This window comes from Streptomyces sp. G45 (assembly GCF_049542095.1).
In the GTDB taxonomy this organism is placed as follows: Bacteria; Actinomycetota; Actinomycetes; order Streptomycetales; family Streptomycetaceae; genus Streptomyces.
Genome location: NZ_JBMUZU010000001.1, coordinates 2,650,001 through 2,676,486, shown reverse-complemented (window position 1 = coordinate 2,676,486; position 26,486 = coordinate 2,650,001). Strand labels below are relative to the sequence as shown.

Here is a 26,486-nt window from a genome sequence, read left to right as displayed (position 1 = left end):
CGGGGCCGCCCCGCCCTTTCACGGCTTGGGTGACTCGGAAGACGCAGGGCCGACGGCCCGCTTGGGGTGACAGGCCTTGGACCGCTCCACTTGGGCGGTGTAGGCCTTGATGAGCTTCTTCATGGTGGGGGCGTCTTCACGGTCGGGGGTGAAGGACTGGATGATGGTGAAAAGGCGCTGATCTGGTTGATTCGGGTCGGTGCAGCCCACCGTCCTACCAGCTGCGCCGATGCCTGAGTAGAGATACCGGTCAGTCATACCGTGGGCCTTCCGTCGTGCGCTGGAAGGGGCCACCTCGAGGAGCCTGGAAGTCTTTGACAGCCACTCCTGCTCAGTGAATATCGCCACTTTTCTGTTATCGATGGTAACGGTGCACCGCTCGGTCCTTCCATCGGGGAATGTTCGCTCGGTGGATACGTGATCCCCCGGGGGTAAGAACGGTTCTAGTAGCTCTGATTTTACGGGAACGCCACACAAGGAGGCAGGAATGGCATAGCCACTCTCCTCATTGCCTTCCGAACAGGCTGAAATAGAGACACTCAGGGAGACCGCCATCGCTCCTACAGTGAGCCTCTTGATGAGCTGTCGCCAAACGATCCGTCCGCGCCGTGTCCTCAAGGTAGGATCCCTTTCCATGCGAGGAATTCCCCTCAAATATCCGTCTTGAGATCTGGCGCCACACTGTTAACGCCGGGTTCCGATAGTATGAATCCGCGCCGTGCCGCTTCATGTGCCTGTTGCCCAATGTCGGGGAGGTCGGTCCTGCGATGCTTTTCAGCCGCGAGTTCGGCCGCCTTCTCGGTGTACCTGATGTTGTCCCTCATTCCTGAATCCCATCTTTCACCCATGATCAGCCCGGCATCGCCCTTGGCTTTCCCCTCGGCATCCGCGAACAGCTCGGTAAGAACCGCACCGCTCACCGTCTCCGCCACACCGCCGATCACCGCCCCACCAGCCGGGCTGGCGATATAGGACGTGCCCACGCCGATACCGGTCCCAACCCCACCTGCGATCCCGTCCTTCCACCGCGCCACGGACTCTTCGAATGCCTGGTCCTTCTCGGCCGCTTCCCCGGCAACGGCTTCCGCGCGTCCTTGTGCCAGGATCCCCGCCACTTCACCGGACCCTTCCGCCACACTCTCCACCACGAATCCCGGATTTTGGGCGTACCGCATGCTCTCGGGAAGTGAGGGGTCGAGGTGGTAGGACATCAGATTGGCCATGTAGGATTTCTGGCCCACCTGTACCGCCGCGTATCCCTCTTCGTTCTGGCCGACGGTGAAGAGGAACCGTGTTACATCCCGGCTGTGGAATTGCGCCGGTTCGCCGACGATGGGGTAGAGGCGATTCGTGTCACCGTCCGAGTCGTTGGTCATGGCTCGGTTCATGTCGGGCAGGTACTCGCTGGCCATCTGGCCGAAGCTGTCCGCCATGTAGCCGTGCTGGGTCAGGCGCTCGTTGTCCTCGGAGACCGAGGTGACGACGCGCTCCATGAGCCGGGCCTGGTCCGCCGCGTGGGGCGGGGTATCGGCGGTGGGGAGTTCCCCGGCCGGATGGCCGGTCGTACCCGCTTCCAGCGCGAGCGCCAGGTTGTTCCGTCCCGCGTTGCTGGGCTCGCCGTCGGCGTTCTGCTCGGGTGGCCAGTGCCGTTGTTCGAAGAGGTACTGGAAGTTCGAGACGTCATCGCCTTCTCCGTCGCCCTTCGATGAGAACGTGTCGTTGAAGAACGGAGTGGCCGCCCCCGGGTTGTTCGACAGGCCCTTGAGGAACCCGGTAAAGGGATCCGAGCCCGTGTCGCTGCCCGTGTGGTTGAGGTGGGGAGCGTTGGAGGTGTGCTGCCAGGCCCCGTGGGTGCCGTTGTCGGTCAGTTTCTTCTCCGTCGCCATGAGTTCCGTTCCGTACTGCCGCAGGAAACTGTCGTCGAAGTCACCCCACCGCATGAGGTTGCTCATGACCTGGAAACCGAACGGACTGCTCGCGGTACGGACGGGCTGGCTGCTCTGATCCACCATCTGACGGGTCCAGTCCGTCATCCCCGAGGAATCACTCTGGGTGGCGGTGGCGAGCGTGACGCTCAGGTACTTCTGCAGGTCCCCGAACTTGTCCAGGCGTTGGTCCCGCAGATCGGGATTGCCGCCGGGCTCATTGATACCGGCCCAGAACTCCAGCACTCCCCGCGCCCCGAGCTTCGTGGCGAAGCGCTCCGCGAAGAGGGGGTCACGTGCGTATGTCTTCAGACCGGAGTGGAGCTTGTCGAACTCCTTGGCCGTCAGATCCTCCGGGTCCTTCTTGGCCAGCTTCGACAACTCATCCGCCTTGGCCATGGCATCGGCCGCGCTGTCCCGGTCCTTGTACTTGGCTTCGGAGAAACCGTGCGTACTCTGGTCGGCGATCGCCTTCAGCGCTTTGCTGGCGGACGTGTCACTTTCGGTGGCGTCATCAAGGATCCGCTGCACTTCGTCGCGCAAGGCGGTCACGGCACCCTCGTCATGGTCGGGAAGATCGGTACCCTTCCCGGCCCGGTCGGGGTGAATGTTCATCCGTACGGTGAAGCCTCCGCCGCCCGTAGTCGTCACCGTCAGATTCTTCTTCAGGCCGCGCTCGATGGCGTCATGGAGCTGACGGTGGAAGCGCTTCAGCTCATCGCGCGTATCGAGCAGGATCCGGTAAATGGACGTGGCCTGCGTATGCGCGTCCTGGAACTCTCCGGCGGTCTTGCCGATGAACTCCTTCGAGACGGTGGCGTTGACACCGACCCACCTGGCCCGGTTCGCAGTGGTCCGCAGCCCGCGATCGGCGTCCTCCTCCAGCTCCTTCAGGTGGTCCACCATTCTCTTCCAGTCGCTGACGGCGTCATCGAGGAGCGAGAAGTTGGCGGAGTGCAGCGCTTCGAAGTCCATCGATCAGCTGTCCTTCTTCTCTTCGGGCGGCAGGTACACGGGGTTCTTCTTGCCGGGTTCGCCAACCCGTTCGTCGAAACCGGCGTCCAGTACGTCGATGCGGCTGAGCTGACGGCGGATGAAGACCTCGTCATCGGAGTGCAGCTTCTTCGTGACGCGCATGTGGTTCGAGATGTGCGCGCAGGCGTCACGCAGGGAGTTGAGCTGTTCCTCCCAGCGCTTCGCGACGTGCTGGAGGCCGCCGCCGAGCGCGAAGCCCTGCCGTGTCAGATCCCCCGCGGCGCATTCGCTGCTCGGTACCGCGATACGCCCCTGCTTGCTCAGCCGCTCGAACAGCCCGAAGGCCCGCTCGCCGATCTTCGCCAGATCAGCCTGGCGAACCGTCAGATCGCCGTACTCACCTGGCGCCGCTCCCGGCCCACCGCCCATGCCGGGTTCCACCTGGTTGAGCCGCATCCGCGTTCCCTGACGCTCCGTGGCCTGCGCTTTGAGCTGCTCCCACTCTTCCCATGCCATGGGCGTGCGCCTTCTTCCGGTGTGTTCCGGTGTGTTCCGGTGTGTACGGACGTGTTCCGGGGCCGCTCGCAGCGCAGGCCCGGATCGAGGGGTGCCCGTTCGGGTGAGGGCAGCCGTCGTGAGAGGTGCGGGGTGGCGGGCGTCCCTCCCACCGGACGTACACAGTTTGCGTATGCGTTCGCCAGGGGGCTCCGCTCTACCGTGCCCCTTCAGTAGCGCATCAACCGGGGCGCTCGACACCGCCGCGCCTACGTGCCGACCGGCGCGTGACTGGTTCGCCCTGGCCACCGAAACCTCGCCTCCACTGGTGGTGCGCCACGGCCAGCCGGTCTCCGACCGCAGGCTCACTCATCCTGCCGAACCATGGGGCTGCCAGGGGGAGTTGGCGCCTGACTGTCTGAGTACGCGTACTCAGACGGCTGAGTAGCGGACACGCTGTCCTATCGCCCCCGATGCGGCAAGCTGCGACGCACGAACGAGTGACTGGAGCCACTCAAGGGGACTTCGGCAGGCGTGGACGCGCAGTACGGCCCAGCTGGCTGCCGAAGCGCCCGGAGCCCCGGATTGAGTAAGGTCCAAGGTGGCTCAACCACCCTTGCGTGGTCTTGGGATTGGCTGAATCGCGATGGCTGCGATGGGTGCCGTCTCGGGGTTCGGGCCGCGCTGGCGGCGCCTGCGCGCACTCGGTGGTGGGTCTCGCCGTACCTAATGGCTAGTTTGCAACTGCCGTGGCGCAAATGCTTATTGGATGTCACTCTGGGTGTGGCTAAAGTTACGAGCGCGTGCCGCGCGTCAGGCCGACCGTCAAGGGGCACATGCAGTCACGCCTGGAGGCCAGTGGGGAACGGGGAAGGCGGCTTCGTGCTGAGGGGGCATGGTGCTTGAGGACGGGTACAGGAACGCGCCGCGGCCGTCGTCGGACGCCGACCTCAAGCGGGGCCTGGAGGCGCTGAAGAAGTTCCGGCGGCGCATCGACACGCTGCTCACGGAGTTCGAGGGCTCGGACGGCGGCGCGTCCAAGGTCGGCCACCAGAAGATCGCCCGCGCCTCGTTCAGCGGACCGGGGGCGCCCTTCCCCGAGGCCGACGGCCTCTACTCCCAGTACGACCGGGTCCACGAGCGGCTCACCTCGCTGTCCAAGATGCTCGGCCAGCAGATCGAGGCCATGGGGATCGCCGTGCACGGCGCGGATGTGGGCTTCGACAACCTCGAGGACGAGCTGCGGCAGCGGTTCTGGGCGATTCAGAATTCCGTGGCCCGTTCGCAGGTACCGGTTGGTCGTGAGCAGTCCGGTACGGCTGATGGGCGCGGCGGCCATGGCAGCGACAAGTCCGAGTACGGGTGGTAGCTGTGAGCTTCGAGGGGCACCGCCTCAATGACATGATCGATCTGGTCGAGCAGGCGAATCCAGCCGACTTGGAGAGCGCGGGCGAGGCACTTCAGCGGGCACGCGACGCCATCGCCGCGGCGGCCAGGGAACTGGGCGACCACATCGATCGAGTGGACTGGGAAGGGGAGGCCGGGCGGGCCTTCCGCAAGTGGGGCCAGAACCTCGTCAAGAACACGCACACGCTGTCCGACTTCGCCCACGCGGCCAGTACGCAGATCGCTTCGGCGGGAGCGGGGCTGGCCTCAGTGCGCAGTGCGATGCCGCCGCGGGACACACGTACGGATCCCAAGACCGTGGACGACATTCCCGCGCCGAAGCGGGTGGAAGGCAACGCGGACTACGACGCGGCCCTCAAGGCTGAGAGGCACCGTCAAGAGGCGATCAACCAGATGAACCGGTTGGCGTCCTTCTATCGGGTGTCTCAGCACGAGATGGCGGGGCAGGAGCCGCCTACGTTTTCGGCCATGCCGGATGTGGGGGTGCCGAGGCCCAAGCGGAGAGGCGTCACAGGCGAGGAGGGTCCGGAAACCGTGCCTCCCGCTGCTCCTGTCGATGGCGGCCCGGTGGGCAGTCGGCAGGTCCCTGAGGCTGGCGGGTCGACGAGGCCGGTCCCTGAGGGAACGGTGCTCCCTGAGGAAACGGGCTCGTCCTGGCCGCCTCGTAGCGAAGCGCGCATCCCCGACCCGTCCCCGGGCCAGTCAGCTGACTCAGCGCCTGATCGGCTCAACAACACTGTTCCAGAAGGTAGGTTCATCCCCGACCGTCTGGCGATCGACAGTGTCGATACGTTGCCTCCGCCGACCAACAGCCCGGGCCCAGGTTCGCCGCCTCCTGCTCCTGCTCAGACGCCCGGTGGAGGACCGCCGCCCACTGCGTTCGATGGTGGCCCTGCCCCGTTCCAGGCCGTTGGCCCTCCTCCGCGAGCGCTTGGTCGTGGCGGGGATGCGTTTGGTCGTGGCGGGGATGCGAAGTCCGGCCTGCCTGCCCCTTCCGCACCTGGCCGAATGGGTTCGAGGGGCCCAGAGCGCACACCGGAAGCATGGGGTCGCGGTCTTTCAGGGCCGGTGGGACGTGGACCGGTAGCCGAAGGCAGAGGCCTCCCCAGTCCGACGGCGCCCGGGCAGCCGCCTGTGGGCCGCGGTATCGCTGGCGGATCCCCGCATCCCGGCAGCATGCCCCCTGGCCGTCCCGGAGTTCAGGGAATGACCGGAGCCCCGCGCGCCAATGGCGTTGTAGGAGGGCGGCCTGGGGATAGCCACGGGCAGGCAGGACCTGGCGTCGGCGCGCAGCGTGGGGCCATGGGAGCCGTGCCTCACGGTGCAGGCGCCAGGGGGCAGATGCCTCGTCGGCCCGTCAGCAACCCTGATGGTGTGGTCGGTACTCCCGTGCGGCGTGGGACGGCGGTTGGCGGCCGTAGCGCTGGATTCACCGTGGGCGGCGCCGGGCTGGTTCGTGGGCCTGTGGGCAACCGCCAACGTTCTGAACAAACGAGTGACGAGGTCTCGCAACGGCCTGACTATCTGGTCGAGGACGAAGAGACACATCTGCCGGGCGATCGGCGGCACGTGCCGCCAGTAATCGGATAGTGGTGAGTGAGGGCGTGCGGGACGTGGAGTCAGGTACTGGCCGACGTGGCCTGGGGGCAGCGCTGTTCGCAGGGCGCGCAAGGCGATGGGGCGTCTCCGCCAGTGTGACGGCCAGCGCCCTCGCTCTGATGTCCGTGGGACTGGCACCGCATGCCGTCGCCGCTGATGCTCAGTCGAAGCAGTGGTACTTGGACGCGATGGACGCCGAGAAGCTGTGGGAGGTCAGCACCGGCAGGGGCATCAAGGTCGCAGTGGTCGACAGCGGTGTTTCCGTCACGCCCTCGCTCAAGGGGCGTGTACGTGCTGGCAAGGACGTGACGGGCCTCAGCGGCGGGGCGCTGGACGACTATGACGGCCACGGGACCACCATGGCGGAACTCATCGTGGGTTCCGGCCGGGGCGGGGGCCTCAAGGGCCTGGCACCTGGGGCCGAGGTCGTTTCGTTCCGTACCACACTGGACGGCGCCAAGGGCAACCAGGAGAGCGACAGCGCCGAAGCCATTCGGGCCGCGGCGGACAGCGACGCCCAGATCATCAGCATGTCCATCAGCGATGACCTCATGTACACCGCAGAGCAAGAGGCGGCGGAGTACGCCGCCTCAAAGGGCAAGCTGATGTTCGCTGGCGTTGGAAACGACGCCCAGAAAAAGAACTACATCGGCTACCCAGCGGCCTATCCCCATGTCACCGGAGTCTCCGCTGCCGACAAGAACGGCAAGGTCGCCAAGTTCTCAGAGTTCGGCAAGTACGTGGACCTGGCCGCCCCGGGAGTGGACTTCCCCCGGTGGTGTGACGCGACCTTCCGGGCCTACTGCGATGACGGGGGCGGCGGTACCAGCTCCGCCACCGCCCTGGCCTCCGCGTCCGCCGCTCTCATCTGGGCCAAGCACCCCGACTGGACGGCCAACCAGGTTCTTCGCGTGTTGATCGACACGGCGAGCCGGAGCTGGCCCAAGGACAAGCCCAGTGACTACTTGGGTTACGGATTGGTCCGGCCTTCCTGGCATCTGCTGAAGGGGAAGGGGCGCCCCGGCCCCGCGGACGTCGACCCCATCAGCGGCAAGAAGACCCCCGGCGTCGGCACATCGCCGTCCGCTTCTCCGAAGGAACCCTCGGCGCCCGCGTCGGAACCCCCCGAGAAGGCCGCCGACAGCAAACCCGCCGCATCCGTGTCCACCGCGCAATCCGATGACGACGACAAGCGGCTGTGGATCGTCGTCGGCGGCGCGGCCGCCGCGGTCGTCGTCGGTGGTGCGGCCTTCGCGCTGGTGCGGAATCGGCGCAGTACCTGAGGAACCCCGGCGCGGACCGCGCGCCGGGGCGTCTCGAATGGCAGCTCGACAGCTCACGTAGGGAGAGCCCACTCATGGCCGACGGCCGGAAGCTAAACGACAAAGAGGTCGCGCTCCTCGAGAAGGAGATCGTCGACAAGTACGACTCGGTGCAGAAGCAGCTCAGGCGCCTGCAGGGAACGCTGGACACCATGGAGGCCAACTGGCGCGGCATCGGCGCGCACGCCTTCGACAAGAAGCAGACCGAGATCAACCAGCACATGCAGGCGATCGGCCGCATCCTGGTGGACTTCCTGGACGGCATCAGCGCCAACCGCAAGGACAAGGACCGGCTCGAGGACGAGGTCCGCGCCACGATGAACAGCATCGACGTGGACTACGGCGGCAAGCACTCGGCCATCAGCAGCTACTGAGCCGAACCGGGCCGTTCTCCGGGTCGCCGCGTGCGGCCCGGCCGCATTCACACCGCACACCACCAGGGGATGGGACACGCATGGCAAGCGGCAACTTCGACGAACTCGCGGTCAAATACGGCGGGCTCGACGCGATCACCACCGAACTCGGCATCCAGGCCAAGCAGTTGGAGTCCGACCTCGCCGACATCAAGCGGGCCGTGGCCAAGGTCGCCGAGGGCTGGGAGGGCGAGGCCCACCGGGCGTACGTCCTGAAGCAGAAGGAATGGGACGAGCACGCGTCGGCGATCCACCGGGCCCTCATGCAGATCGGCCAGAAGGTCGGCCAGGCCGGTGGTGACTACCGGGGCGGCGACCTGAAGGGCGCCAGCTACTTCCAGTGAGCCGCTGAGCAGCAACGGCGGCGGAACACGGGGGACACGAGGAACGCGGGGTGGGCATGCGCGGGAGATGCCCACCCCGTGGTGTTTCCGGTATTTCCTGCGGTGCTTCCTGTGGGGCTTCCCTCGGTGGCTTTCGTTGTGTCTGAGAGTCTGAGAGGCGGACGAATTTGGGGGAGCCTCGCGGCGCCCAGGGAGCAGCACCCCCCCGGGCGCGGCGTCGCGCCTCGGACACCCGCCGCCCCCCCGGGGACAGGCCCCCGCGCCCCTACTCCGCCGCGATCCCCCCATTACGAGGCGACGGCTCCAGGTCGAACTCCCCGTCCCGCGCCCCCAGGACGAACGCGCGCCACTCCGCCTCCGTGTAGCGCAGCACGGTCTCCGGTTCGAGGGAGGAGCGCATGGCCACGGCGCCGCCGGGGAGGTAGGCGATCTCGACGCGCTCCTCGTGCGTTTCGGTGCCCGGTGCGCTGTGCCAGGTGACGTCGGAGATGTCGAGCGCGTACAGCTCGTTCTTCTCCCGCTCCTTGCGCGCCTTGACCTCCTCCTCGGACTCCTGCCCCTGGGCCTGCGTTTCGTTCTGTGCCTCGGCCATGGTTGCCTGGCCCCTTCCCGGCGTACGACGTACGACTGAATGCGTACGGATGAACACGGTGAACTGTGCGCACACCCTACTTCGCGCTCAGTCACTCATGGCTGGCCCGTGACCAAACCCGTCTGGACCAGTGGCTTGCCCCGCTTGCGGGAGACGAACACGCCCCGGCCGACCGGCATCGGGCGCGGGCGGACGCCGCCGAGGATCTCGCCCTCGGCGGGGTCGCCCGCCAGGACCACGCCCTGGGCGCCGAGTTCCAGCATGCGCTGCATGAAGGACTCGTACGCCGCCCGCCCGGCGCCCGCGCTGGAGCGGGCGATGATGAAGCGGACGCCCACGTCGCGGGCGAAGGGCAGGAGTTCGGTGAGCCTGGCCAGGGGGTTGCCGCTGGACGTGGAGACGAGGTCGTAGTCGTCGACGATGACGTACACCGTGGGGCCCGACCACCAGGAGCGGTCGCGGAGTTGCCGCGCGGTGACGTCGGCGGTGGGGGTGCGGCGCTGCATCAGATTGGCGAGGGCGTCGACGTGGTGATCCATGGCGTTGGACATCGGCACGTACTCCGCCAGGTGCGTCGCCGGGGTCGCGTCGAGGAGCGAGCGGCGGTTGTCGACGACGAAGAGCTTGCAGGAGTCGCCGTCGTAGCGCTCGGTGAGGCGCTGGATGAGCAGGCGCAGCAGATTGGACTTGCCCGACTCGCTCTCGCCGAGGACGAGGAAGAACGGGTCCTGCTCGAAGTCGACGAAGACCGGCTCCAGATTGGTCTCGTCGAGGGCGAAGGCCACGCCCCGGTCGGGGAAGGCGTGTCCGGGCGGCAGCTGCTCGGCGGGCAGCTCGCGGGGAGCAGCCGGACCGGGGAGCGGGCGGCAGCGTCCAGTGGCGGGCGACGGCGTCGGCGAGGGCGGCCGTCGCCTCGGCGAGGTCCGCGTCCGACGAGACGCCGTCGACGCGCGGGACGGCCGCCATGAAGTGCAGCTTCTGCGGCGACTGGCCGCGGCCGGGCACCCCGGCGGGCACGTTCGCGGCCACCTTGCGGTCGAACTCGGAGTCCATGGTGTCGCCGAGCCGCAGCTCCAGGCGGTTCACCAGGTGGTCCTTGAGGTTGGCGCGGACCTCCATCGAGCGGGACGCGGCGAGGACCAGGTGGATGCCGTAGCCGAGGCCGCGGGCGGCGATGTCGAGGACGTACTCCTCCAGCGACTCGTACTCGGAGCGGAAGTTGCCCCAGCCGTCGATCACCAGGAAGACATCGCCCCACGGCTGGTCCGCGGCCGAGATGTCGCCGCGCGTCCGCCGCGCCCTGAAGTCGGCGATCGACGCGATGCCCGCCGTGCGGAAGTACTCCTCGCGGCGCGACATGACGCCGTACACCTCGGCGACCGTGCGCCGCACCCGCTCCGGGTCGAGGCGGGAGGCGACGCCGCCCACATGCGGCAGGCCCGCGACCGCCGACATGCCGCCACCGCCGAAGTCGAGGCCGTAGAACTGCACCTCGTGCGGGGTGTGGGTGAGCGCGAAGGACGCGATGAGCGAGCGCAGCAGCGTCGACTTGCCGGACTGCGGGCCGCCCAGGAGCTGCATATGGCCCGCCGCGCCCGCGAAGTCGCACCACAGGGGGTCGCGGCGCTGCTCGTACGGCTTGTCGACCAGGCCGAGCGGTACGACGAGTCGGCCCGCGCCCTCGTAGCCGGGCTGGGTCAGGCCCCGGCCCGGCACGTCCGTGAGGCCCGGAAGCAGCGCGTCCAGCGACGGCGGGTTGTCCAGCGGCGGCAGCCACACCTGGTGTGCCGCCGGGCCGCGCGCCTCGACGCGGCGCACGATCACGTCGAGCACGGTGTCGGCGAGGGCGTCGTCGGTGTCGGGGCCGGTGGCGGCCCGGGGGTCGGGCACCGCGGTCGGCGCGTAGGTCACCGGCACCTCGGCCGCCGTGAACAGCACCGGCCGCCGGTCCACCGGCAGCGGCCCGCCGAGCGCCGCGGCCCGCTCCGCACCCGAGCGGTACACCCCGGACACGTACGCCGCCTTGAACCGCACCATTTCGTCCGTGCCGAACTTCAGATACCCCGAGCCGGGGACGTTCGGCAGGTGGTAGGCGTCGGCCACGCCGAGCGCCGCGCGGGACTCCGCGACGGAGAACGTGCGCAGGCCCACGCGGTACGACAGGTACGTCTCCAGGCCGCGCAGGCGACCCTCCTCCAGGCGCTGCGAGGCGAGCAGCAGATGCACGCCGAGGGAGCGGCCGATGCGTCCGATCTGCACGAACATGTCGATGAAATCGGGCTTGGCGGTGAGGAGTTCGCTGAATTCGTCGATGACCAGGACGAGGGACGGGATGGGCGTCAGGGGCGCGCCCGCGGCCCGCGCCTTCTCGTAGTCGTGGATGTTCGCGTAGTTGCCCGCGTCGCGCAGCAGCTCCTGGCGGCGGTTCAGCTCGCCGCGGATGGAGTCGCCCATGCGGTCCACGAGGGCCAGGTCGTCCGCCAGGTTGGTGATCATGGCGGCGACGTGCGGGAGCTGGGCCATGCCCGCGAAGGTCGCGCCGCCCTTGAAGTCGGCCAGGACGAAGTTCAGGGTCTCCGAGGAGTGGGTGACGGCGAGGCCGAGCACGAGGGTGCGAAGGAGTTCCGACTTGCCGGAGCCGGTCGCGCCCACGCACAGGCCGTGCGGGCCCATGCCCTCCTGGGCCGCCTCCTTCAGGTCGAGCATCACGGGGCGGCCGTCCTCGCCCACGCCGATCGGCACGCGCAGCCGCTCGGCGAGGGAGCGGGGGCGCCAGGTGCGGGCCGTGTCCACGGAGGCGGCGTCGCCGAGGCCGAGCAGGTCGGTGAAGTCCAGGTTGGCGAGCAGCGGCTGGTCGTCGTCGCCCCCCGAGGCGACCCGCAGCGGGGCGAGCTGCCGCGCCAGCGCCTCGGCGGCCTCGTACGAGAGCGTGTCGGGCGTCCCCTCGTACACCAGGCCGTGCCCGGACTCCATGCGCAGGGCCTTCGGGCGTACGACGATCGACAGGTCGCCGCGCGCCCCCGTCAGCTCGCCCGGCACGACCTCGATGACCGTCACGCCCTGGAGGCCCTCGGCCGTGGCCAGGGCGGAGTCGGCGGTGAGGCCGACGCCGTCGAGGACGACGACCACGTGCGGCTCGTCCGGCACCGGCGTGCCGGACGGCTGGAAGCGGGGGCGGCCGGTGAGGCGGGCGCCGAGGAGCCGTTCGAGCTCCGCCGGGTCGCCGCTGATCAGGCGGCGCGTGCCCGCGCCGTCGGCCGCGTCGGGCGCCTGGCAGTGCGGGAGCCACTTCGTCCACTCCCAGGCGGCGGCCGCGTCCGGCCCGGCCGCGACGGCGACGACCAGGTCCTGCGGGGAGTGCAGGGAGGCGAGCGACGCCGTCAGGGCGCGGGCCAAGGCGCGCACCGCGTCGGGCTCGCCGCTGAGCGTCAGGTGGTAGAAGGCCCGCAGCGACACGGCCATCGGCAGGTCCTCGACCGTGCCGTGCACGGCGAGGAAGCGCTGCATCGCGCCCGCGGTCAGCGGTTCGAGGTCGTCGACCGGCGCCGTCTCCGGGGCGCGCAGTGGGGTGGCGAGCGCCTGCGGCCCGAGCCCCACGCGCACCTGCCCGAAGTCCTCGTCGCCCGGCCGCCGTTCCCACACCCGGCTGCCCTCGGCGACCAGCGCCCACAGCTGCTCGGGCGAAGGGTGCAGGTAGTACTGGGCATCGCGCTGCGCCCGCGCCGCGGCGAGCGCGGACCGTCGCGTTTGCGCCAGATACCGCAGATAGTCACGGCGCATATCGGCCAACTGGCCCTGGGTGCCGCGCCGGTGGCGTACGAGCATCGCCACCGCCATGGCGATCGTCGACGCGATCATCACCATGCCCATGATCCGCATGAACGGGTGCGCCGTGGGCATGAAGAAGAACACCACGGACCCGCCCATGCCCAGCATGGGCAGCAACTGCATGAGCGCGCCCTCCTGCTGCCCGCGCGGCAGCTCCGGAGGCGGTTGCAGAACGACCTCGTCCGTGGGCACCTCGGACGGCAGAGCGCGCGGCGGTCGCTTGACGACGATGTGGCTCACTGCCCACCCATTCCCTTGCCGGAGTGCGGAAATGCCCCTGTGACCTTGTGGGAATGCCCCTGTGGCCTTGCGAGGGCGAATGTCGGCCGAGTCGTGATCCTACTGACACGGGGCGCGCGGTGGGGGCGATAGGGTGCCACTGGTCCGCGTGAGCATCTGCGAACTGAGCGAAGGAAGCGGGCCGTTGGCGGTGGCCCCGGGGGCGGGCCCGGCCGGGTGGGCGTCCGGTTTTCGGCCACGGCGGGCTGTGACCGTGTCGGCTGCGGGGCAGCATGTCGGCCATGGCGACGCTGTGGCCACGACGGCCACGACGGCCACGACGGCCACGGTGGCCACGATGGGTCACGGCGGCCACGACGGGTCACGATGGTCACGACGGGTCACGGTGGTCACGACGGGCCACGGCGGTGACCGGCCCGCGCGGCGGCCCGGACTCGCCGCCGCCCGGGCCCGAACGAGCCAGCGGCGAGCCAAGCTTGAGCCAAGGGGGAACAGCGGGTGAGCGTGACAACTTCTGCGGCCGCCGGGGCCAACGGCCCGGGGCAGGGGCCCGGAAGCCAGGGCGGCCACGGGGGCCCCGGGGGCCACGGGGGCCCTGGAGGACAGGGCGGGCACGGCGGGCCGGGCGGTCCCGGCCCGGCGGGCGAGGGCACCGCCCCCGCCGCCACCAGGTCCGGCGCGGGCCTCGGCTTCTGCCGCGTCACCATCGTCGCCCCCGACAGCCGCATCGACGTGGCCCTGCCCGACGACGTCCCCGTCGCCGACCTGTACCCGGAGATCCTGCGCCTGTCCCGGCAGCGCCCCGAGGAGGGCGCCCCCGTCGGCTACCACCTCGTACGCCGTGACGGCGCCGTCCTCGACAGCGCGCGCTCCTTCGCCGCCCAGCGCATCCTGGACGGCGAACTGCTCACGCTGCGGCCCTTCGCCGCGTCCCTGCCGCCCGCCGTCTTCGACGACGTGTCCGACGCCGTCGCCACCGCCGTCACCCGCGACCGCTCGCTGTGGAACGCCGAGCTGACCCGGCTCGCGGGCCTCACCGGCGGCGCCGTGCTGCCGTTCCTGCTCGCCTTCACCGCCTGGTCCGCGGCGCCCCGGCACGACGCGCACGGCCTGCCCGGGATCCTCGCCGCCGTCGCGGGCCTGCTGCTGCTCACCTTCGCCGCCGTACGCGCGCGGATCTACGACGACCGGGCCGCGTCCGTCGCGCTCGGCGTCGGCGCGCTGCCGAACGTCGCCGTCGCGGGCTCGGGGCTGCTGCCGCTGACCGACGGGCAGGGCGTCGGCAAGCTGCAGTTCCTGCTGGCCTGCGCCGCCGTGCTCGTCGCGGCGGTGGTGCTTGTCCTGGTGTCACCGCGCGCGGACGGGCCCTTCGTGGCGTGTGCCTTCGCCGCCGCGGCGGGCCTGCTGGCCACGTTCGTGGCCAGCCTGAGCGAGCTGACGCCCGCCGAGACAGCGGCGCTGTGCGCCCCGTTCGCCGTCGGCGCGCTCGCCTTCCTGCCGGGCCTCTCCATGCGCTTCGCCCGCCTGCCCATCGGCTACGAACCGCCGCACGCCGCCCGCCGTACGTACGACCCCGACGCCCCCGACCCCGACCCGGCGCCGCAGGACCCGGTCGACGGCGAGCGCGTCGCCGCCCAGGCGCGGCGCGGCCACGAACTGCTCATCGGGCTCGTCGGGGGCTGCGCCCTGCTGTCCGTGGGCGCCGCGGCGGTCCTCGGCTTCGGCGACGACGTGTGGGGGCAGCTGCTCGCCCTCGCCACCGGTGTCGCCATGCTGATGCGGGCCCAGCTCTTCCGGTACACCGCGCAGGTCGCGGCCGCCCTCGCGGCGGGCCTTGCCTGCCTGGTCCTGCTAGGGGTGGGGCTGTGCCTGAACCCTCCGGAGCACCTGATGCGCGAGGCCCTCAGGGGCGACAGCGCGGCGCTCGACGTGCGCACCATCTGGCTCGTCGCCGCCATCGCGGCCACCGCGGCGCTCACCACGGCCGTCGGTCTGATCACCGCCCGCAGCGGCGTGACGCCCTTCTGGGGCCGCTTCCTGGAGATCGCGGAGGTCTTCGTCCTGCTCACGCTGGTGCCGCTGGCGCTCGCGGTCTTCGACGTGTACGCCTCCGCGCGCGCCATGACGAGTTGACCGCGCGCACGGCGGTGCGCCGACAACCGCGTACGAGGGCAACTGCGCACCGTCCGCCCGGTGGTTGAGCCGCCGACGCCGTGCTCTACGGTGACCCCGGAACGACCACAAGAGAAAGGCGCCCCAGCGTGACCGACGGCCCATCCCCTTCACGGTTCACCGAGTCCGCTCTGGCGGTGGAGCGGGCGCGCAGGACGCGCCGCGCGCGCATGCTGGCGGGCCTGGCGGGTCTGCTGGCCCTCGCGCTGTGCGCGGGCGGCTGGATGGTCTGGGCCGCGGGCGACGACGGGTCGGACGCCCAGGACGCGAAGGCCGTCCAGCAGGCCCCGGACGAGATCAGGGACACCGTCGAGACCATCCCGGACTCCCCGGCGGGCAGCCTCGTCGTCGACTACCGCGAGAAGCAGTTCGACGAGCGCTTCGGGCGCGACGCCACGGTGGCCGCGCCCGGCACGTGGGCCACGGACAAGACCTTCGTCCGGGGCGTGGGCCGCACGCTCAAGGGCTTCACGTACGGCAAGTTCGACGAGGCCTGGACGACCGACCTGGGCGGGCCGATCTGCGACACCACGCGCCACGTCACGGCGGACGGCCGCACGGCGGTGCTGGTGCAGGAGCGCCCGGAGAAGTCGGAGAAGCCCAAGGAGCCTGAGAAGTCCAAGAAGGGCGACAAGGGCGATAAGGACAAGAAGGACCGGAAGTCCAAGGGCAAGGACAAAGACAAGGACAAGGGGAAGAAGCGCAAGGGAGGCAAGGGAGGCAAGGACGGCAAGGACGGCAAGGACAAGGGCAAGAAGGACAAGCCCTCCCGTCCCGCTCCGCCCGCCCCCGAGACCTGCGAGAAGCTCGTCTTCGTCGACCTCGACACCGGCAAGAAGCTCTGGGAGGCCAAGCTCCCCGACGCCAAGGCCGCCTTCGCGCCGAACACCAACGTCACCATGACCCGCGGCACGGTCGCCGTCGCCTGGGGCCAGGGCTCCATGGGGTACGACATGGCGAGCGGCAAGCGCCTGTGGGGCAACGCGCGGCCGTCGGCCTGCGGTGACGCCGGGTTCGCCGGGGGGCGCGCACTGCTCGCCCTGCGCCGGTGCGAGCGCGGTGACGACCACACGTACCGAATCCAGAAAGTGGACCCGCGCACCGGGGAGCCGCAGTGGACGTACAAGGTCTCCCCTGGCATCCAGAACGTGAACCTGGTGTCCGCCGAGCCCGCGGTGATCGCCGTCGCGGCCGGTGACTCCGGAGCGACGGACCTGATCACCCTGGACGACCGGGGCGCCTACCAGGCCACCATCGACCTGCCGAAGGGCCGCTACGAAGACGACTGCTTCCGCATGCTGTACGGGACCGTGGAGACGTGCGACGCCATCGCCGTCGGCCGCGACCAGCTCTTCCTCGCCACGAAGGCGGAGGGCCTGGAGGCGAACTGGATCGTCTCCTTCGACCTGGCCACCGGGAAGACCGTCCGGAAGTTCGACTCGAAGGGGCGCGCCGCCATGTACCCCGTACGGGTCAGCGGTGACCGGTTGCTCGCCTTCCGGGGGAGCATCGACGGCGTCGCTCCGGACGCGGTCGTCAGCCTGGACCCGAAGACGGGCAAGGAGACCCCGTTCATGCTGTTCAGCGTGCCGGACGACGCGGGGATCGTGGAACCGGGGGAGGCCGACGTGGTCGTCGAGCGGGGCCGGGTGTTCGTCGCGCCGCGCGAGCTCAGCGCCGAGGACAGCGGACCCTGGAAGGGCGCGGCCTTCGGCGCCGTCGGCGTCGAGGGCTCCTGAGGCCCCGCTCCGAGGCCCCGCCCCTGATGCCCCCGCCCCGGGGGCGGGGCCGCGCCCGCAAGCCCCCGGCTCACCGGCCCACGGGCGCCCACGGGGGCCCCACGGGAGGGCCGCCGAGCACCGGGCGGAGGCCCCCGCTCTTGTACTGGTACGCTGTGTAACGCCCGCATGTCTGCGCACGTCCCAGGCCCCCGGCCCATGGACCACGCCCTGCGGCATCCCGCCCGTCAAGGGTGGACCCCCACCCCTCCCGGGTGGACCCGCCTGTCCAGGCGGACCCCGCCCGTCCGGGCGGACCTCGCCTTCCGAGTCCCGGAAGCACCCCTGAGAAGAAGACCAGGGGCACTCGAAGGCACCGAAGACATCACAAGGAGTACGCGTGTCGCTCGACGCCGCCACGAAGAAGCAGATCATCAGCGAGTTCGGCACCAAGGAGGGTGACACCGGCTCCCCCGAGGTCCAGGTCGCGCTCCTGTCGCGCCGGATCTCGGACCTGACCGAGCACCTGAAGACGCACAAGCACGACCACCACTCCCGCCGTGGTCTGCTGATCCTGGTCGGCCAGCGCCGCCGCCTGCTGCAGTACCTGGCCAAGAAGGACATCCAGCGCTTCCGCGCCCTCGTCGACCGCCTCGGCATCCGCCGCGGTGCGGCGGGCGCCAAGTAAGTCGCCGTGAAGGGAGCGGTTCCCACTCGAAGCACTCGAAGGGGGCCGCTCCCTTTGCTGTACGTGCGCGGTGTCACCGGTGCTTTGTAGTCTGGTGACGTCCGACACAGCCCCGTGAGCGGCCCGGCCGCACCATCGGCCACGGACCGCACAGGGGCACAACACAACCGCATAAAGGGCACAACCGCATAAGGAGAGGCGCACCCAGCCGCCGCCGGTCCTCGGTAGTGGTCTCCGGGATACGCGCGTACGAGTCCCCGGGGGCTTCGATCGAAGACCGGCCCGCACCCACGGCGCGCTTCTCCGCACCGCTCACAACCGCTCCCACGCCACACGGGCAGGAGCGGACCCGGGCCACACGGGCCCAGGGGTGAAAAGACGATACGTAGGAGAAACCGCTAGTGGAGAACGAGACCCACTACGCCGAGGCCGTCATCGACAACGGCACCTTCGGCACCCGCACCATCCGCTTCGAGACGGGCCGCCTCGCCAAGCAGGCCGCGGGCTCCGCCGTGGCGTACCTGGACGACGACACCATGGTCCTGTCGGCCACCACCGCGTCCAAGAAGCCCAAGGACCAGCTCGACTTCTTTCCGCTCACGGTCGACGTCGAGGAGCGGATGTACGCCGCCGGGAAGATCCCCGGCTCCTTCTTCCGCCGTGAGGGCCGCCCCTCCGAGGACGCGATCCTCACCTGCCGCCTGATCGACCGCCCGCTGCGCCCCTCCTTCAAGAAGGGCCTGCGCAACGAGATCCAGATCGTCGAGACGATCATGGCGCTCAACCCCGACCACCTGTACGACGTGGTCGCGATCAACGCCGCTTCCTGCTCCACGCAGCTCGCGGGCCTGCCCTTCTCGGGCCCCATCGGCGGCACGCGCGTGGCCCTCATCAAGGGCCAGTGGGTCGCCTTCCCGACGCACACCGAGCTTGAGGACGCCGTCTTCGACATGGTCGTCGCCGGTCGCGTCCTGGAGGACGGCGACGTCGCGATCATGATGGTCGAGGCCGAGGCCACCGAGAAGACCATCGAGCTGGTCAAGGGCGGTGCCGAGGCGCCGACCGAGGAGGTCGTCGCCGCCGGTCTCGAGGCCGCGAAGCCCTTCATCAAGGTCCTGTGCAAGGCCCAGTCGGACCTCGCCGCCAAGGCCGCCAAGCCCGAGGGCGAGTTCCCGATCTTCCTCGACTACGAGGACGACGTCCTGGAGGCCCTGACCGCCGCCGTCAAGCCCGAGCTGGCCCAGGCGCTGACCATCGCGGGCAAGCAGGAGCGCGAGGCCGAGCTGGACCGCGTCAAGGTCCTCGCCGGTGAGAAGCTGCTGCCGGAGTTCGAGGGCCGCGAGAAGGAGATCTCCGCCGCGTACCGCTCGCTGACCAAGTCCCTGGTCCGTGAGCGCGTCATCAAGGAGAAGAAGCGCATCGACGGCCGCGGCGTCACGGACATCCGTACGCTCGCCGCCGAGGTCGAGGCCATCCCGCGCGTGCACGGCTCCGCCCTGTTCGAGCGCGGCGAGACGCAGATCCTGGGCGTCACGACGCTGAACATGCTCCGCATGGAGCAGCAGCTCGACACGCTGTCCCCGGTGACGCGCAAGCGCTACATGCACAACTACAACTTCCCGCCGTACTCCACCGGCGAGACCGGCCGCGTCGGCTCCCCCAAGCGCCGCGAGATCGGCCACGGCGCCCTCGCCGAGCGCGCCCTCGTCCCGGTCCTGCCGACCCGCGAGGAGTTCCCCTACGCGATCCGCCAGGTGTCCGAGGCCCTCGGGTCCAACGGCTCGACGTCCATGGGCTCCGTCTGCGCCTCCACCATGTCGCTGCTGAACGCCGGTGTGCCGCTGAAGGCCCCGGTCGCGGGCATCGCCATGGGCCTGATCTCCCAGGAGATCGACGGCGAGACGCACTATGTGACGCTGACCGACATCCTCGGTGCCGAGGACGCCTTCGGCGACATGGACTTCAAGGTCGCCGGTACCAAGGAGTTCGTGACCGCCCTCCAGCTCGACACCAAGCTGGACGGCATCCCCGCCTCCGTCCTGGCCGCCGCCCTGAAGCAGGCCCGCGACGCCCGCCTGCACATCCTCGACGTGATGATGGAGGCCATCGACGTTCCGGACGAGATGTCCCCGAACGCGCCGCGGATCATCACCGTCAAGATCCCGGTGGACAAGATCGGCGAGGTCATCGGCCCGAAGGGCAAGATGATCAACCAGATCCAGGAGGACACCGGCGCCGACATCACGATCGAGGACGACGGCACCATCTACATCGGTGCCGCCGACGGCCCGGCCGCCGAGGCCGCCCGCGCCACGATCAACGGCATCGCCAACCCGACCATGCCGGAGGTCGGCGAGCGCTACCTGGGCACCGTCGTGAAGACGACGACCTTCGGCGCGTTCGTCTCGCTGCTCCCGGGCAAGGACGGTCTGCTGCACATCTCGCAGATCCGCAAGCTCGCCGGTGGCAAGCGCGTGGAGAACGTCGAGGACGTCCTCGGCGTGGGCCAGAAGGTCCAGGTCGAGATCGCCGAGATCGACTCCCGCGGCAAGCTCTCCCTGATCCCCGTGATCGAGGGCGAGGACGACGCCGAGGGCTCCACCGAGGCGAAGGACGACGCCGCCAAGTGACGTCCCGTAGCTTCAAGGCGACGGCCCGCATCTCCTCGGAGGCGCGGGCCGTCGCCCGTACCCAAACGTTGATCAAGGGCCAGAACGGGATCGGCACGGTCCGCAAGACCACCCTCCCCGGCGGCCTGCGCATCGTCACCGAGACCCTCCCGTCGGTGCGCTCGGCGACCTTCGGCATCTGGGCCCACGTCGGCTCCCGCGACGAGACGCCGTCCCTGAACGGCGCCACGCACTACCTGGAGCACCTGCTCTTCAAGGGCACCAGGAAGCGCAGCGCCCTGGACATCTCCTCCGCGATCGACGCGGTCGGCGGCGAGATGAACGCGTTCACGGCCAAGGAGTACACCTGCTACTACGCGCGGGTGCTCGACACGGACCTGCCGCTCGCCATCGACGTCGTCTGCGACATGCTGACCGGCTCGCTCATCGAGCAGGGCGACGTCGACGCCGAGCGCGGCGTGATCCTCGAAGAGATCGCGATGACCGAGGACGACCCGAGCGACTGCGTGCACGACCTGTTCGCGCACACCATGCTCGGCGACACCCCCCTCGGCCGCCCGGTCCTCGGCACCGTCGACACGATCAACGCGCTCACGGCCGACCGCATCCGCCGCTTCTACAAGAAGCACTACGACCCCACCCACCTGGTCGTCGCCGCCGCGGGCAACGTGGACCACCAGCGGGTCGTACGCCAGGTCCGCGCCGCCTTCGAGAAGGCGGGCGCCCTCACGCGCACCGACGCGACCCCCGTCGCCCCGCGCGCCGGTGCCCGCCGCCTCACCACGGCGGGCCGCGTCGAGGTCATCGACCGCAGGACCGAGCAGGCCCACATAGTCCTCGGCATGCCCGGCCTCGCCCGGACCGACGACCGCCGCTGGGCCCTCGGCGTGCTGAACACCGCGCTCGGCGGCGGCATGTCCTCGCGGCTGTTCCAGGAGGTCCGGGAGAAGCGCGGCCTGGCCTACAGCGTGTACTCGTACACGTCGGGCTTCGCGGACACCGGCCTCTTCGGCGTGTACGCGGGCTGCCGCCCCAGCCAGGTCCACGACGTGCTGAAGATCTGCCGCGACGAGCTGGACCACGTCGCCGAGCACGGCCTGTCGGACGACGAGATCGCCCGGGCCATCGGCCAGCTCGCGGGCTCCACCGTCCTCGGCCTGGAGGACACCGGCGCGCTGATGAACCGCATCGGCAAGAGCGAGCTGTGCTGGGGCGAGCAGATGTCCGTGGACGACATGCTCGCCAGGATCACGGCGGTCACGCCCGACGAGGTGCGCGCCGTCGCCCGCGACGTCCTCGGCCGCCGCCCGTCGCTCTCGGCGATCGGCCCGCTGAAGGACAAGCAGGCGGCGCGCCTGCACGACGCGGTCGCGTAGGTTCGGATGAGGCCGTGTACGCCCGGTGCCCGCGCCGGGCGTACACGGCCTCGGGTCCGCCGGGCCCTCGGGCCCCGTCGGCCTCGTACGTCTCACAGGTCTCGTACGTCTCGTAACTCCCGTTAGGAATCAAGGACATGAGCAAGCTGCGCGTGGCGGTCGTCGGCGCCAAGGGGCGGATCGGCTCCGAGGCGGTCCGGGCCGTCGAGGCCGCCGACGACATGGAGCTGGTCGCCGCCCTCACCCGGGGCGACAAGCTGGAGACCCTGGTCGAGTCCGGCGCCCAGGTCGCGGTCGAGCTGACCACGCCCGGCTCGGTGATGGGCAACCTGGACTTCTGCGTGCGCCACGGCATCCACGCCGTCGTCGGCACGACGGGCTGGACCGACGAGCGCCTCGCACAGCTGCGCACCTGGCTGGAGGCGTCCCCGGCCACCGGCGTGCTCATCGCGCCGAACTTCTCCATCGGCGCGGTCCTCACCATGAAGTTCGCGCAGATCGCCGCCCCGTACTTCGAGTCCGTCGAGGTCGTCGAGCTGCACCACCCGAACAAGGCCGACGCCCCGAGCGGCACCGCCACCCGCACCGCCCAGCTCATCGCCGCCGCCCGCGAACGCGCGGGCAGCGCCCCCCAGCCGGACGCCACGGAGACGGCCCTGGAGGGCGCCCGCGGCGCGAACGTCGACGGCGTGCCCGTGCACGCGGTGCGCCTGCGCGGCCTCCTCGCCCACCAGGAGGTGCTGCTCGGCGGCGAGGGCGAGACGCTCACGGTCCGCCACGACTCGCTGCACCACAGCAGCTTTATGCCGGGCATCCTCCTCGGCGCCCGCCGCGTGACCCGGACCCCGGGCCTCACCTTCGGCCTGGAACACTTCCTGGACCTGAACTGACCTGACTGGCTTGACTGACCTGACCCCATGCGCGCAAAGATCACCTACGCCGTCACGGCCGCCGTCCTGGTCGTCTACTTCGTCCTGGTCGGCAGCCGCGGCGTGCTCCTGATACAGCACGGCACCGTGCTCACCGTCTCCTTCGGGGTGGCGGTGCTGATCCTGCCGGTCATCGGCCTGTGGTTCCTGTGGCAGAACACCCGGTTCGTGCGGCGCGCCAACCGGCTCGCCGCCGAGCTGGAGGCCGAGGGCGGCCTGCCCGTCGACGAGTTGAAGCGCACGCCCAGCGGCCGCATCGACCGCGAGTCCGCCGACGAGGTCTTCGCCAGGCGCAAGGCCGAGACGGAGGACACCCCCGACGACTGGCGCTGCTGGTTCCGCCTCGCCGTCGCCTACCACGACGCCCGCGACACGCCCCGCGCCCGCAAGGCGATGCAGCGGGCCATCGCCCTGCACGAGGGCAAGCCGCTGAACGCCTGACGCGAAGCCTGGGGCGGACCGGCTACGCCGTACGGCGGTACTCGTCGGCCCACACCTCGACGGTGTCGGCGGCCCGGTCGAACGCCGTGTCCCGGGCGAGGAAGTCGGCGTTGCGGTCGGTGAGCAGCACGGTCCGCTCGTCCGCGGGCCGGTCGCTGCGTACGAGGAGGAGGGCCTGTCCCTGCACGGTGCGGGGCAGGCCGAGCCAGCGCACCGGCTGCTGGACCGTGCGCACGGAGGCGACCCGCGGCCACGGCACCGTCCGGGTGCGGAAGAAGGTCACGTGGCGCAGCCCGTGGGCGCTCACCCAGGTGCCCATCCGCAGCAGCCGGACCGCGGCGCACATGATGAGCACGGCCAGGCCCGCGCAGGCCGAGGCACCGGGCAGGGCGCCCGCGAACGCGATGATCACGGTGGCGACGAGGACGTACGAGGCGAGGAGCAGCAGCACGGCCGCGGCTCCCACGCGCCAGGGGCCCGGGCGGTACGGCCGCCGCCAGTGGTCGCGGTCGTCGAACGGGAGCGCGGCGTCGGCCGCCGCCTCGTCGAAAGCGCGGTCCGCGGTCAGGAAAGGCAGGGGCACGGCTGGTCCTCACTCATCCACGCACGGGTTGTGCCCGGTGAGGCTATCGAGCCGTGTCCCCTGCTACCAGCCTTGGGGGGCCAAGGGAGTGGGGGCCGCGTCAGCGACCGTCAGCGACCGTCAGCGGCCTCGGACTGCTGGGTCCTGGCCGGTGACTGGTCGGGAGACATCGCGGGCATCCCGAACAGCAGGGAGCCCACGAGACCGGCGACCACGGTGAGGCCTATGAGCGTGCGGCCCACGATCTGACCGGCCGTGGCGCGCTCACGGGGCGGGGGAGTGACGTTGCTGCGGAACTTGTCGGCTTCGGCGATGAAGGCGAACGGAACGGGCTCTCGCCGACGGAACATGGGGCGCGCTTCTCCTCACGGGTCTCGAACGGAACGGTGTCACCAGAACAGACGCTCGAAACGGCCAAAAGGTGCCCAGTTTCGGCAAATTCACCGAAGAATGTCACGAGGGGTCGCCGAACGGCTGATTGTCGCGGGCGGCCGGGGGGCAGAGGGAGAGGCCGGGGGCAGGGGGAGAGGCCGGGGCAGCGGCCGGGAGCAAGGGTGCCGGGACGCCCGGTGGCGGGGGACTGTCAGTGGCGGGGCCTAAAGTGGGCGGCGCCCCACGACGCACAGGGAAGGACCCCGCCAGTGAGCGACACCCCAGCCGAAGACCTCAAGCCCAGCTTCCGCAGCGATGTCACGGTCGAGCTGGTCAAGCACGCCGCGACCGACCAGGACGTCCTGTGGGCGGCGCGGGTCTCGACCGCTGGCGAGCAGTCCCTCGACGAGCTGAAGAAGGACCCGGAGCGCTCCAAGGGCCTGATCAACTATCTGATGCGGGACCGCCACGGCAGCCCCTTCGAGCACAACTCGATGACGTTCTTCATCAGCGCCCCGATCTTCGTCTTCCGCGAGTTCATGCGCCACCGCGTGGGCTGGTCGTACAACGAGGAGTCGGGCCGCTACCGCGAGCTGCAGCCCGTGTTCTACGTCCCCGACGAGTCCCGCAAGCTCGTCCAGGAGGGCCGCCCCGGCAAGTACGTCTTCGTGGAGGGCACCCAGGCGCAGCACGAGCTGACCGGCCGCGTCATGGAGGACTCCTACCGCCAGGCCTACGAGTCGTACCAGGAGATGCTCGCCGCGGGCGTGGCCCGCGAGGTCGCCCGCTCGGTCCTGCCCGTCGGCCTCTTCTCGTCGATGTACGCCACGTGCAACGCCCGGTCCCTGATGCACTTCCTCGGCCTGCGTACGCAGCACGAGCTCGCCAAGGTCCCGTCCTTCCCGCAGCGGGAGATCGAGATGGTCGGCGAGAAGATGGAGCGGCACTGGGCCGAGCTGATGCCGCTGACGCACGCCGCGTTCAACGCCAACGGCCGCGTCGCCCCCTGACTTGCCGCCCGGCGACGCGCGGGCGCGAGTGAACTGAGAGAGCGGGCCCGAGTGGACCGAGAGAAGTGTCCGTATTGCGGCACTTCAAGAAGTTCATCTAGCCTGATCAAACGGACCCGGCACTGCTTGAACCCCCGAGCAGGCAGTGCCGGGCTCCCTTTGCGTCAGGTTCGTGTCAGGTGCCCCACGTCACCCGAGGGGCGACCCCGCGCTGAGCAGCGAGTAGCGTGTTACCCATGGCTCCGACCTCCACTCCGCAGACCCCCTTCGGGCGGGTCCTCACCGCCATGGTCACGCCGTTCACGGCGGACGGCGCACTCGACCTCGACGGCGCGCAGCAGCTCGCCGCCCACCTGGTGGACGCAGGCAACGACGGCCTGATCGTCAACGGCACCACCGGCGAGTCCCCGACCACCAGCGACGCGGAGAAAAACGAGCTCGTACGGGCCGTCCTCGAGGCGGTCGGCGACCGCGCCCACGTCGTCGCGGGCGTCGGCACCAACGACACCCGGCACAGCGTCGAGCTCGCCCGCGCCGCCCAGGACGCCGGTGCCCACGGCCTGCTGACCGTCACCCCGTACTACAACAAGCCGCCGCAGGACGGCCTCCACCGGCACTTCACCGCGATCGCGGACGCCACGGACCTGCCGGTGATGCTCTACGACATCCCCGGCCGCAGCGGCGTACCGATCAACACCGAGACGATCGTGCGCCTCGCCGAGCACCCCCGGATCGTGGCCAACAAGGACGCCAAGGGCGACCTCGGCCGCGCGAGCTGGGCCATCGCCCGCTCCGGCCTGGCGTGGTACTCGGGCGACGACATGCTGAACCTGCCCCTGCTCTCCGTGGGCGCCTGCGGCTTCGTCTCCGTGGTCGGCCACGTGGTCACGCCCGAGCTGCGCGCGATGCTCGACGCGTACCTCAACGGCGACGTGCAGAAGGCGACCGAGGTCCACCAGAAGCTGCTGCCGGTCTTCACGGGCATGTTCCGCACCCAGGGCGTCATCACCACGAAGGCCGCCCTCGCCCTCCAGGGCCGACCGGCCGGACCGCTGCGCCTGCCCCTCGTGGAGCTGTCCCCCGAGGAGACGGAGCAGCTCAAGATCGATCTTGCCGCTGGCGGGGTACAGCTCTAACCACAGACTTCATAACTACATATGTATGACGCAGGCGGCCCGCCTGCACCCACACAACTGCTACTGCACGAACGTCACGCGCGCCACGTGCCCCGGAGGCACGTGGCGCGCGTGGTGAGGAGAGTCTTTTGAGTCATCCGCATCCTGAACTCGGCGCTCCGCCGAAGCTCCCCAAGGGCGGCCTGCGGGTCACCCCGCTGGGCGGCCTCGGCGAGATCGGCCGGAACATGACGGTCTTCGAGTACGACGGGCGTCTGCTGATCGTCGACTGCGGAGTGCTCTTCCCCGAGG

Annotated in this window: 20 protein-coding genes and 1 pseudogene (1 of these 21 cut by a window edge); 14 read left to right on the top strand and 7 right to left on the bottom strand. The window is 70.0% G+C overall.

The genetic code is table 11. The features are described from left to right. Positions 1 to 18 precede the first annotated feature (18 nt). The 3 genes from ACOBQU_RS10540 to ACOBQU_RS10530 form a co-directional block, all read right to left on the bottom strand. Entirely contained in the window at positions 19 to 555 is a 537-nt protein-coding gene (locus ACOBQU_RS10540) for a hypothetical protein (protein ID WP_423626057.1), read from the bottom strand. Positions 556 to 650: 95 nt separating this feature from the next. Continuing rightward, positions 651 to 2,900, bottom strand: a complete 2,250-nt coding sequence (locus ACOBQU_RS10535) for a DUF6571 family protein (protein WP_423626055.1) — start codon at positions 2,898 to 2,900, stop codon at positions 651 to 653. Between the two features lie 3 nt (positions 2,901 to 2,903). Further along, positions 2,904 to 3,416: a hypothetical protein gene (locus ACOBQU_RS10530; RefSeq protein ID WP_423626053.1), complete on the bottom strand. Its 513-nt coding sequence runs from the start codon at positions 3,414 to 3,416 to the stop codon at positions 2,904 to 2,906. 874 nt (positions 3,417 to 4,290) lie between these two features. Here ACOBQU_RS10530 and ACOBQU_RS10525 point away from each other — a divergent pair. From ACOBQU_RS10525 to ACOBQU_RS10510, 4 genes are all read left to right on the top strand, one after another. Beyond that, on the top strand, positions 4,291 to 4,764 hold the full coding sequence (locus ACOBQU_RS10525; protein ID WP_423626051.1) for a hypothetical protein: 474 nt from the start codon (positions 4,291 to 4,293) through the stop codon (positions 4,762 to 4,764). Positions 4,765 to 6,589: 1,825 nt separating this feature from the next. Further along, a complete protein-coding gene (locus ACOBQU_RS10520) occupies positions 6,590 to 7,684 on the top strand; it encodes a S8 family serine peptidase (RefSeq protein ID WP_423634395.1) in 1,095 nt (364 codons plus the stop codon). A 74-nt stretch (positions 7,685 to 7,758) separates the two neighbouring features. Then, positions 7,759 to 8,097, top strand: coding sequence for a WXG100 family type VII secretion target (locus tag ACOBQU_RS10515; protein WP_423626050.1), 339 nt, complete (start codon positions 7,759 to 7,761; stop codon positions 8,095 to 8,097). Between the two features lie 80 nt (positions 8,098 to 8,177). Continuing rightward, positions 8,178 to 8,480: a WXG100 family type VII secretion target gene (locus tag ACOBQU_RS10510; RefSeq protein ID WP_423626048.1), complete on the top strand. Its 303-nt coding sequence runs from the start codon at positions 8,178 to 8,180 to the stop codon at positions 8,478 to 8,480. Between the two features lie 265 nt (positions 8,481 to 8,745). On the opposite strand, the gene ACOBQU_RS10505 is transcribed toward ACOBQU_RS10510, so the two are convergent. After that, entirely contained in the window at positions 8,746 to 9,072 is a 327-nt protein-coding gene (locus ACOBQU_RS10505; RefSeq protein ID WP_423626046.1) for a DUF397 domain-containing protein, read from the bottom strand. 95 nt (positions 9,073 to 9,167) lie between these two features. Beyond that, positions 9,168 to 13,140, bottom strand: a pseudogene (gene eccCa / locus ACOBQU_RS10500) (type VII secretion protein EccCa). Between the two features lie 504 nt (positions 13,141 to 13,644). Between eccCa and eccD the strand changes: the two are divergent. The 7 genes from eccD to ACOBQU_RS10465 all read left to right on the top strand — a co-directional run bounded on the left by eccD (position 13,645) and on the right by ACOBQU_RS10465 (position 23,094). Further along, positions 13,645 to 15,273 carry a type VII secretion integral membrane protein EccD gene (gene eccD, locus ACOBQU_RS10495; RefSeq protein ID WP_423626044.1) on the top strand — a complete coding sequence of 543 codons (1,629 nt, stop codon included), beginning with the start codon at positions 13,645 to 13,647 and terminating at the stop codon, positions 15,271 to 15,273. 128 nt (positions 15,274 to 15,401) lie between these two features. After that, a complete protein-coding gene (locus tag ACOBQU_RS10490) occupies positions 15,402 to 17,051 on the top strand; it encodes a PQQ-binding-like beta-propeller repeat protein (RefSeq protein ID WP_423626043.1) in 1,650 nt (549 codons plus the stop codon). Positions 17,052 to 17,430: 379 nt separating this feature from the next. Further along, on the top strand, positions 17,431 to 17,718 hold the full coding sequence (rpsO, locus tag ACOBQU_RS10485) for a 30S ribosomal protein S15 (protein WP_004982702.1): 288 nt from the start codon (positions 17,431 to 17,433) through the stop codon (positions 17,716 to 17,718). 401 nt (positions 17,719 to 18,119) lie between these two features. Next, positions 18,120 to 20,348 (top strand): polyribonucleotide nucleotidyltransferase, encoded by a 2,229-nt coding sequence (locus tag ACOBQU_RS10480; RefSeq protein WP_423626041.1) that lies wholly within the window; start codon positions 18,120 to 18,122, stop codon positions 20,346 to 20,348. Beyond that, a complete protein-coding gene (locus ACOBQU_RS10475; protein ID WP_423626039.1) occupies positions 20,345 to 21,724 on the top strand; it encodes a M16 family metallopeptidase in 1,380 nt (459 codons plus the stop codon). The genes ACOBQU_RS10480 and ACOBQU_RS10475 overlap by 4 nt, the downstream gene beginning before the upstream one ends. Before the next feature lie 137 nt (positions 21,725 to 21,861). After that, positions 21,862 to 22,614 (top strand): 4-hydroxy-tetrahydrodipicolinate reductase, encoded by a 753-nt coding sequence (dapB, locus tag ACOBQU_RS10470; protein WP_423626037.1) that lies wholly within the window; start codon positions 21,862 to 21,864, stop codon positions 22,612 to 22,614. Between the two features lie 27 nt (positions 22,615 to 22,641). Then, a complete protein-coding gene (locus ACOBQU_RS10465; RefSeq protein WP_423626035.1) occupies positions 22,642 to 23,094 on the top strand; it encodes a hypothetical protein in 453 nt (150 codons plus the stop codon). A gap of 22 nt (positions 23,095 to 23,116) precedes the next feature. On the opposite strand, the gene ACOBQU_RS10460 is transcribed toward ACOBQU_RS10465, so the two are convergent. Further along, a complete protein-coding gene (locus ACOBQU_RS10460; protein ID WP_423626033.1) occupies positions 23,117 to 23,677 on the bottom strand; it encodes a hypothetical protein in 561 nt (186 codons plus the stop codon). 110 nt (positions 23,678 to 23,787) lie between these two features. Beyond that, a complete protein-coding gene (locus ACOBQU_RS10455; RefSeq protein ID WP_423626031.1) occupies positions 23,788 to 24,027 on the bottom strand; it encodes a hypothetical protein in 240 nt (79 codons plus the stop codon). A 291-nt stretch (positions 24,028 to 24,318) separates the two neighbouring features. On the opposite strand from ACOBQU_RS10455, the gene thyX reads away from it, so the two are divergent. The 3 genes from thyX to ACOBQU_RS10440 all read left to right on the top strand — a co-directional run. Beyond that, positions 24,319 to 25,059: an FAD-dependent thymidylate synthase gene (gene thyX, locus ACOBQU_RS10450; RefSeq protein WP_423626029.1), complete on the top strand. Its 741-nt coding sequence runs from the start codon at positions 24,319 to 24,321 to the stop codon at positions 25,057 to 25,059. Between the two features lie 236 nt (positions 25,060 to 25,295). Continuing rightward, the gene (gene dapA, locus ACOBQU_RS10445; RefSeq protein ID WP_423626027.1) at positions 25,296 to 26,195 is read left to right on the top strand and encodes a 4-hydroxy-tetrahydrodipicolinate synthase; all 900 of its coding nucleotides are present in this window, start codon (positions 25,296 to 25,298) and stop codon (positions 26,193 to 26,195) included. A gap of 128 nt (positions 26,196 to 26,323) precedes the next feature. After that, positions 26,324 to 26,486, top strand: the 5' portion of a protein-coding gene (locus ACOBQU_RS10440) for a ribonuclease J (RefSeq protein WP_423626025.1). 1,523 nt of this gene lie beyond the right edge of the window; 163 of the gene's 1,686 nt are visible here — the first part of the coding sequence; it begins with the start codon at positions 26,324 to 26,326; its stop codon lies off the right edge, out of view.

Coding starts and splice junctions, on each gene's coding strand:
- ACOBQU_RS10540 (WP_423626057.1), bottom strand. CDS start 555: ATGGCGGTCTCCCTGAGTGTCTCTATTTCAGCCTGTTCGGAAGGCAAT.
- ACOBQU_RS10535 (WP_423626055.1), bottom strand. CDS start 2,900: ATGGACTTCGAAGCGCTGCACTCCGCCAACTTCTCGCTCCTCGATGAC.
- ACOBQU_RS10530 (WP_423626053.1), bottom strand. CDS start 3,416: ATGGCATGGGAAGAGTGGGAGCAGCTCAAAGCGCAGGCCACGGAGCGT.
- ACOBQU_RS10525 (WP_423626051.1), top strand. CDS start 4,291: ATGGTGCTTGAGGACGGGTACAGGAACGCGCCGCGGCCGTCGTCGGAC.
- ACOBQU_RS10520 (WP_423634395.1), top strand. CDS start 6,590: ATGGACGCCGAGAAGCTGTGGGAGGTCAGCACCGGCAGGGGCATCAAG.
- ACOBQU_RS10515 (WP_423626050.1), top strand. CDS start 7,759: ATGGCCGACGGCCGGAAGCTAAACGACAAAGAGGTCGCGCTCCTCGAG.
- ACOBQU_RS10510 (WP_423626048.1), top strand. CDS start 8,178: ATGGCAAGCGGCAACTTCGACGAACTCGCGGTCAAATACGGCGGGCTC.
- ACOBQU_RS10505 (WP_423626046.1), bottom strand. CDS start 9,072: ATGGCCGAGGCACAGAACGAAACGCAGGCCCAGGGGCAGGAGTCCGAG.
- dapB (WP_423626037.1), top strand. CDS start 21,862: ATGAGCAAGCTGCGCGTGGCGGTCGTCGGCGCCAAGGGGCGGATCGGC.
- ACOBQU_RS10465 (WP_423626035.1), top strand. CDS start 22,642: ATGCGCGCAAAGATCACCTACGCCGTCACGGCCGCCGTCCTGGTCGTC.
- ACOBQU_RS10455 (WP_423626031.1), bottom strand. CDS start 24,027: ATGTTCCGTCGGCGAGAGCCCGTTCCGTTCGCCTTCATCGCCGAAGCC.
- dapA (WP_423626027.1), top strand. CDS start 25,296: ATGGCTCCGACCTCCACTCCGCAGACCCCCTTCGGGCGGGTCCTCACC.